This is a genomic window from Lentibacter sp. (assembly GCF_965657785.1).
GTDB lineage: Bacteria > Pseudomonadota > Alphaproteobacteria > Rhodobacterales > Rhodobacteraceae > Lentibacter.
Genome location: NZ_CBFHPP010000018.1, coordinates 14,981 through 21,775, shown reverse-complemented (window position 1 = coordinate 21,775; position 6,795 = coordinate 14,981). Strand labels below are relative to the sequence as shown.

Here is a 6,795-nt window from a genome sequence, read left to right as displayed (position 1 = left end):
GATATTTTTAGAAAGAGGAAGGGGGGGATGGATTTTTTGGGGGAGGGGCAAATCGGAGGGGGGGAGGAAAAAAGAACCGCGCCAGAGAAGGTTGGCGCGGTTCTGTTGTGTTTGCTTTTGGTCCTGAGTGCGCTGTGCGTCAGGCGCGGTTCATGCGGTTTTCGATCAGCTCTTCGACCACCGAAGGATCGGCGAGTGTGGAGATGTCGCCCAAGGCGCCATAATCATTCTCGGCGATCTTGCGCAGGATGCGGCGCATGATTTTGCCCGAGCGGGTTTTGGGCAGGCCGGGGGCCCATTGGATCAGGTCAGGGGAGGCGATGGGACCGATTTCTTGTCGCACCCAGTTGCGCAGCTCTTTGCGCAGCTCCTCCGTTGGCTCGGCATCATTCATCAGAGTGACATAGCAATAGATGCCTTGGCCCTTGATCTCGTGGGGATAGCCGACCACGGCGGCCTCGGCCACGGCGGCGTGGGCGACGAGGGCGCTTTCGACTTCGGCTGTGCCCATGCGGTGGCCTGAGACGTTGATCACGTCATCGACGCGGCCTGTGATCCAGTAATCGCCGTCTTCGTCGCGTTTGCAGCCGTCGCCGGCGAAGTAATAGCCTTTGTAGTCGGAGAAATAGGTCTTTTCAAAGCGCTCGTGATCGCCCCAGACAGTGCGCATCTGGCCGGGCCAGCTGTCTTTCATGCAGAGCACGCCCTCGACGGGGTAGGTGTGGATTTCGTCGCCTGATGTTGGCTCAAGCACCACGGGCTGCACGCCGAAGAAGGGCTTCATCGCCGCGCCTGGCTTTGTTGCGTGGGCGCCGGGCAGAGGCGTCATCATGTGGCCGCCTGTTTCGGTCTGCCACCATGTGTCCACGATCGGGCAGCGTCCGCCGCCGACGACATCGTTATACCAGTTCCAAGCTTCGGGATTGATCGGCTCGCCGACTGTGCCCAGAACTTTGAGTGAGGAGAGGTCGCATTTTTCAACGAATTCATTGCCTTGGCCCATGAGGGCGCGCAGGGCCGTGGGGGCTGTGTAAAACTGGTTGACCTTGTGCTTTTCGCAGACCTGCCAGAAGCGGGAGGCGTCAGGGTAGGTCGGTGTGCCTTCAAACATCAGCGTTGTTGCGCCATTGGCGAGGGGGCCGTAGACGATATAGCTGTGGCCTGTGACCCAGCCGACATCGGCGGTGCACCAGTAGATGTCGCCATCGTGGTAATCAAAGGTGATTTCCTGTGTCATCGAGGCCCAGACCAGATAGCCGCCCGAGCAGTGCACCACGCCTTTGGGCTGGCCTGTGGAGCCTGAGGTATAGAGGATGAAGAGCGGGTCTTCGGCGTTCATCTCCTCAGGCGGGCAGTCGGCGGAGACTTTGGCGATTTCGTCGTGATACCAGAAATCGAGCCCGTCGCGCCAAGCGACCTGATCGCCTGTGCGCTTGACGACGAGGCATTTTACCTCATCTGTGTCATGCAGGAGCGCTTGGTTGACGTTGTCTTTGAGCTTGGTTTTACGCCCGCCGCGGGGGGCGTGGTCGGCTGTGATCACGACTTTGGCTTGGCAGCCATTGACGCGCGCGCCGAGGGCGTCAGGGGAGAAGCCCGCAAAGACGATTGAGTGGATCGCCCCGATCCGTGCGCAGGCGAGCATCGCATAGGCCGCCTCGGGGATCATTGGCATATAGATGATGACGCGATCGCCTTTGACCACACCCATGTTTTTGAGAACATTGGCCATTTTGCCGACGTGGCCGTGCAGCTCGCTATAGGTGATGTGCTGGGCGGGTTCGCTGGGATCATCGGGTTCGAAGATGATGGCGGTTTGATCGGCGCGGGTGGCGAGGTGACGGTCGACGCAGTTTGCGGCGATATTGAGGGTTCCGTCCTCAAACCATTTGATGTCGATATTGCCCGGCTCAAAGGAGGTATTTTTCACTTTGGTGAAGGGTTTGATCCAGTCCAAACGCTTGCCGTGCTCGGCCCAGAAGGCCTCGGGGTTGCTCACGGAGGCGGCATACATTTCGTCGTATTTTGCCGCGTCAACATGGGCGCTGGCGGTCATGGAAGCGGAGGGGGCGTAAGTTTTGGACATAGCGGTTTCCCATTTGTCTTTGTGGTGTGACGGCGTTTGATGCCCCGCCCGCTGCGATTGCAGAGACGGGCGGGGCAGGGAGAGGCCTTAGATGGCGAGATACTCGGCGCGCAGCTCGGCGTTTTCGAGCACTTCGGCGGCGGAGCCGTCAAAGACGATCCCGCCTGTGTCAAGGATCACGGCGCGATCTGCGAGCTCAAGCGCGCGCACGGCGTTTTGCTCCACCAGAATGGTTGTGATGCCTTGCTCTTTGATGATGCGCAGGGTCTTTTCGATTTCGTCCACGATCACCGGCGCGAGGCCTTCATATGGCTCATCAAGCAAAAGCACCTTGATGTCGCGCGCAAGGGCGCGGGCGACGGCAAGCATCTGTTGTTCACCACCAGAGAGCGTGACGCCCTCTTGCTTGCGGCGCTCTTTGAGGCGCGGGAAAAGCTCGTAAAGACGGTCAAGTGACCAGCCGATAGGGGGCGCAATCTGGGCCAGCTGCAAGTTTTCCTCAACTGTCAGGCCAGGAATGATGCAACGGTCTTCTGGCACAAGGCCAATGCCCGCTTGGGCCGCTTGGTAGCTTGACATGGTGTGAAGCGGCTGATGGTCCAGCCAGATTTCACCATGGGTCACTTGCGGTGCGTCCATGCGCGCAATCGAGCGCAGGGTCGAGGTTTTGCCAGCGCCGTTACGGCCAAGGAGGGCGAGAATTTCGCCTTCATGGACGTTGAAGCTGATGTTTTGCACAATATAGCTTTCGCCATAGTAGCTTTCCATGCCCCAGATCGAGAGATAGGCGGGGGCGGTTTCAGCAAAGTTTTTGCCTTTGGAGAAGTCTGGTTTGACGTTCATCTGAGGTCTCCCTTATGCCGCTTCGCCGAGATACGCTTCGCGCACTTTCGGGTGGCCTTTGATGTTTTCTGGGTGGTCTTCGACCAGCGGTGTGCCCTGTGCCAGAACGGTGATCCGATCTGCCAGCGAGAACACCACGTGCATATCATGTTCGATGATCGCGATGGTGATGTCGCGCTCTTCCTTGATCTGCTTCAGAAGGTCGATGGTGTTGTTGGTGTCGGCGCGGGCCATGCCAGCTGTTGGTTCATCCAGCAGCAGCAAGCGTGGCTCTTGGCTGAGACACATCGCGATTTCGAGGCGGCGTTTGTCGCCCCGTGACATCGAGGAGGCTTGCATACTGCGCTTGTCGGCGAGGCCCATGTCCTCAAGCATTGCTTCTGCTTTTTCGACGATGTCTTTTTCGCTCATCATGCCTTCAATGGCGTGCATACGGAAAGCACCATCACGCTTTGCAAACACTGGGATCATCATGTTTTCCATCACCGAGAGATCGGAAAAGATTTCTGGTGTCTGGAACACACGTGAGATGCCCATCTGATTGATCTCAAAAGGCTTGCGACCGAGGACCGACTGACCGTCGAACATCACGGAGCCTGTGTCGGGGATAAGTTTTCCGACAAAGACGTTGAGCAGGGTGGACTTGCCTGCACCGTTGGGGCCGATAATGGCGTGGCAGGTGTTCTCTGCCACGCTGAGGTTGACTTCGTTCAACGCTTGCAGACCACCGAAGCGCTTGCCGACGTTCTTGACTTCAAGAATTCCCATTGGAGCTTTCCTTATTCTGCAGGTGTTGATTGAGCGGTGTCTTCGGGCGTGTCTTTACGCTTGAAGAGCTTCGCGATGCGCTGGCCGCCTTCGACAAGTCCGCCGGGCAGGAAGATAACCACGAGCATGAAGATAATGCCGAGGGTCAGGTGCCAGCCTTTGCCGATGAAGGGGTAGATCAGCGTGATGATAAAGTCTTCAAGCCCGTCTGGCAGGAAGGCAAACCATGTGTGCAGGATGTCCGAGTTGATCTTTGAGAGGATGTTCTCCATGTATTTGATCAAGCCAGCGCCGAGCACAGGGCCGATCAGCGTGCCTGCGCCGCCGAGGATCGTCATCAAAACAACTTCGCCTGAGGCGGTCCAGAACATACGCTCAGGGCCAACTTGGGTGTCCATTGCGACCATGAGACCGCCTGCAAGACCCGCATACATACCCGAGATCACAAAGGCTGCGAGCGTGTAGGGGCGAGCATTGAGGCCTGTGTAGTTCATGCGCTGTTGGTTTGACTTAACGGCGCGCAGCATGAGGCCGAACGGCGAGCGGAAGATACGAATGGCGAGGTAGAAGGCACATATCATGACAATGGCGGCGAGGTAGTAGCCCGCATTGAAGGTAAAGAGCCAGTTGCCAAGCGAGAGTTCGGCACTTGAGCTCATGTTCAGGCCAAAGATATTGGCGCGGGCCTGTTCGCCAGCTTCCAGAGCGCCATCGAGGATGCGGGCATCCGCGAGCTTGAGCTGGAGGCCGGTTTCACCACCTGTGATCGGTGTGAGAACCGAATAGGCCATGGCGAAGGACATTTGTGCAAAGGCCAATGTCAGGATCGAGAAGTAGATGCCCGAGCGACGCAAGCTGACGTAGCCGACGATGAGGGCAAAGAGGCCAGCGATCACAACCGCCATGACCATAGCTGGGATCACGTTTGTTGTGAGCAGTTTCATCATCCAGATCGCAGCGTAGGAGCCGACACCGAGGAAGGCGGCGTGTCCGAAGCTGAGGTAGCCTGTGAGACCAAAGAGGATGTTGAACCCGATTGCGAAGATCCCGAAGATCACGAAGCGCTGCATCAAGTCGGGATAGCCCGCATTGAACTGGGCAAGGCCCGAGCCTTCTGGGAAGGGGTTGAGAATGAACGGTGCGAGCATCGTAAGGCACACCACGATCATGAGGAGATTAAAGTCTTTTTTGTCTAGTCCGAGCATGGCTTAGTCCTCCATCACGCCTTTGCGACCCATAAGGCCACGTGGACGCGTGAGTAGAATGATGATTGCGACCAGATAGATGATGATCTGGTTGAGACCTGGGAGGTATTCGAGAACGATCGCCATAGAAGCGAAGCTTTCAAGGATACCGAGAAGGAAACCTGCGAGCACAGCGCCGGGGAGGGAGCCCATCCCGCCGACAACAACCACAACGAAGCTGAGCACAAGGAAGTCCATGCCCATGTGATAGTTCGGGGAGTTGATGGGCGCATACATGACACCTGCAAGCCCCGCCACGGCGGCCGCGATGCCGAACATGATGGTGAAACGTTTGTCGATGTTGATGCCCAGCAGGCCCACTGTTTCGCGATCAGCCATACCCGCGCGCACAACCATCCCGAAGGTGGTGAACTGGAGGAAGGCAAACACCGCGCCGATGATGACGGCGGCGAAGGCGAAATAGACAAGGCGCCAGTAGGGGTAGATGATCGTGTTGGCATCAAAGCCCAGAAGCGCGCCGAAATCGAAGCTGCCAGCGAAGACGGCTGGCGCGGGTGTCGGGATCGGGTTTGCGCCGTAGTAGTATTTGATCACTTCCTGCAAAACAATCGCGAGGCCGAAGGTCACAAGGATCTGGTCGGCGTGAGGGCGCTTGTAGAAGTGTTTGATCAAGCCGCGCTCCATGGCGTAGCCCACAAAGAGCATGACAGGGATCGTGAACAGGAGCGACAGCGGCACGGCCCAGTCGATGATGGCATCGCCTGTGGCCTGTCCGAACAAGTCATAAATATGGGGCACCTCGACTTTGAGCGGGTTGCCTAGAAAGTCTGTTCTGGTCTCGTCGATGACGGTGTGGGACCATGTCAGGATACGTGAAAACGTAACAGCGCAGAACGCGCCGATCATGAACAATGCGCCATGCGCAAAGTTGACAACGCCGAGCGTGCCAAAAATTAGTGTCAGGCCTAACGCGATTAGCGCGTAGGCGGAGCCCTTGTCGAGCCCGTTCAGAATCTGCAGAACGATTGCGTCCATTGTCCCACCCCGGATGTGTTTGGAGAGCCCCTTGATGAGAGGCGGAAGGATTAGGGCGAGCCGAAGCTCGCCCTAAAATGATAGGAGCGTTTACGCGCCTGGGTTACACGTGCCGAGCGACCCGCCAGCGAACTGGGGGTGGTCGTGTGCATATGTCACCTGCTCAACAGGTGTGACTTCCACGATTTCGAGAAGGTCAAACTCTGATGTCGGGTTCTCTTTACCCTTCACGACGAGAACGTCTTTGAAGCACTGGTGATCTTCGGCACGGTAAAGTGTCTTACCGTTGCCCATACCGTCAAATTCAAAGCCTTCAAGCGCTTCGACAACGCCACAAGGGTTGAACGTTCCGGCACGCTCGCAAGCATCTGCGTAAAGCAGGGCTTGAACGTAGCAAGTGTGTGCCGCCTGTGAGGGTGGGAAGCCATACTTTTCGCCGAAGGACTTAACGAATGCTTTTGAGCCTTCGTCTGTCAGTGACCAGTGCCAGTTTGTCGAGCCGAAGATGCCCTTAACGTTGGCGCCAGCACCCTTCGCCATCAGGCGTGAGTAGAGTGGAACGACGATTTCGAAGTTCTTGCCGTTGACTTGTTTGTCACGCAGGCCGAACTGAACCGCGTTGGTCAGCGAGTTGACCATGTTCCCGCCGTAGTGGTTCAGAACGAGAACGTCTGCACCCGACTGAAGAACAGGCGCGATGTAGCTTGAGAAGTCTGTTTGTGTCAGCGGTGTCTTGACCGCGTTCACTGTTTCCCAGCCCATGGCTTCTGTTGACGACTTAACCGCTTCTTCTGTGGTGTAACCCCAGTTGTAGTCGGCTGTCAGGTGATAGGCTTTACGATCGGAGCCATACATCTT

Annotated in this window: 6 protein-coding genes; all 6 read right to left on the bottom strand. The window is 57.2% G+C overall.

All coding sequences use genetic code 11. From position 1 onward, the window contains the following. Positions 1-139: 139 nt before the first annotated feature. A complete protein-coding gene (gene acs, locus ACTF58_RS10505; RefSeq protein WP_438991925.1) occupies positions 140-2,086 on the bottom strand; it encodes an acetate--CoA ligase in 1,947 nt (648 codons plus the stop codon). Positions 2,087-2,173: 87 nt separating this feature from the next. Beyond that, positions 2,174-2,929, bottom strand: a complete 756-nt coding sequence (locus tag ACTF58_RS10500) for an ABC transporter ATP-binding protein (protein ID WP_438991924.1) — start codon at positions 2,927-2,929, stop codon at positions 2,174-2,176. A 12-nt stretch (positions 2,930-2,941) separates the two neighbouring features. Next, positions 2,942-3,697 (bottom strand): ABC transporter ATP-binding protein, encoded by a 756-nt coding sequence (locus ACTF58_RS10495; protein WP_438991923.1) that lies wholly within the window; start codon positions 3,695-3,697, stop codon positions 2,942-2,944. An 11-nt stretch (positions 3,698-3,708) separates the two neighbouring features. Beyond that, complete coding sequence (locus ACTF58_RS10490; RefSeq protein WP_438991922.1) at positions 3,709-4,902, bottom strand: branched-chain amino acid ABC transporter permease; 1,194 nt, start codon at positions 4,900-4,902, stop codon at positions 3,709-3,711. A 3-nt stretch (positions 4,903-4,905) separates the two neighbouring features. Then, the gene (locus ACTF58_RS10485) at positions 4,906-5,937 is read right to left on the bottom strand and encodes a branched-chain amino acid ABC transporter permease (RefSeq protein ID WP_438991921.1); all 1,032 of its coding nucleotides are present in this window, start codon (positions 5,935-5,937) and stop codon (positions 4,906-4,908) included. A gap of 90 nt (positions 5,938-6,027) precedes the next feature. After that, the coding region (locus tag ACTF58_RS10480) for an ABC transporter substrate-binding protein (RefSeq protein WP_438991920.1) at positions 6,028-6,795 on the bottom strand (768 nt) is incomplete at its 5' end.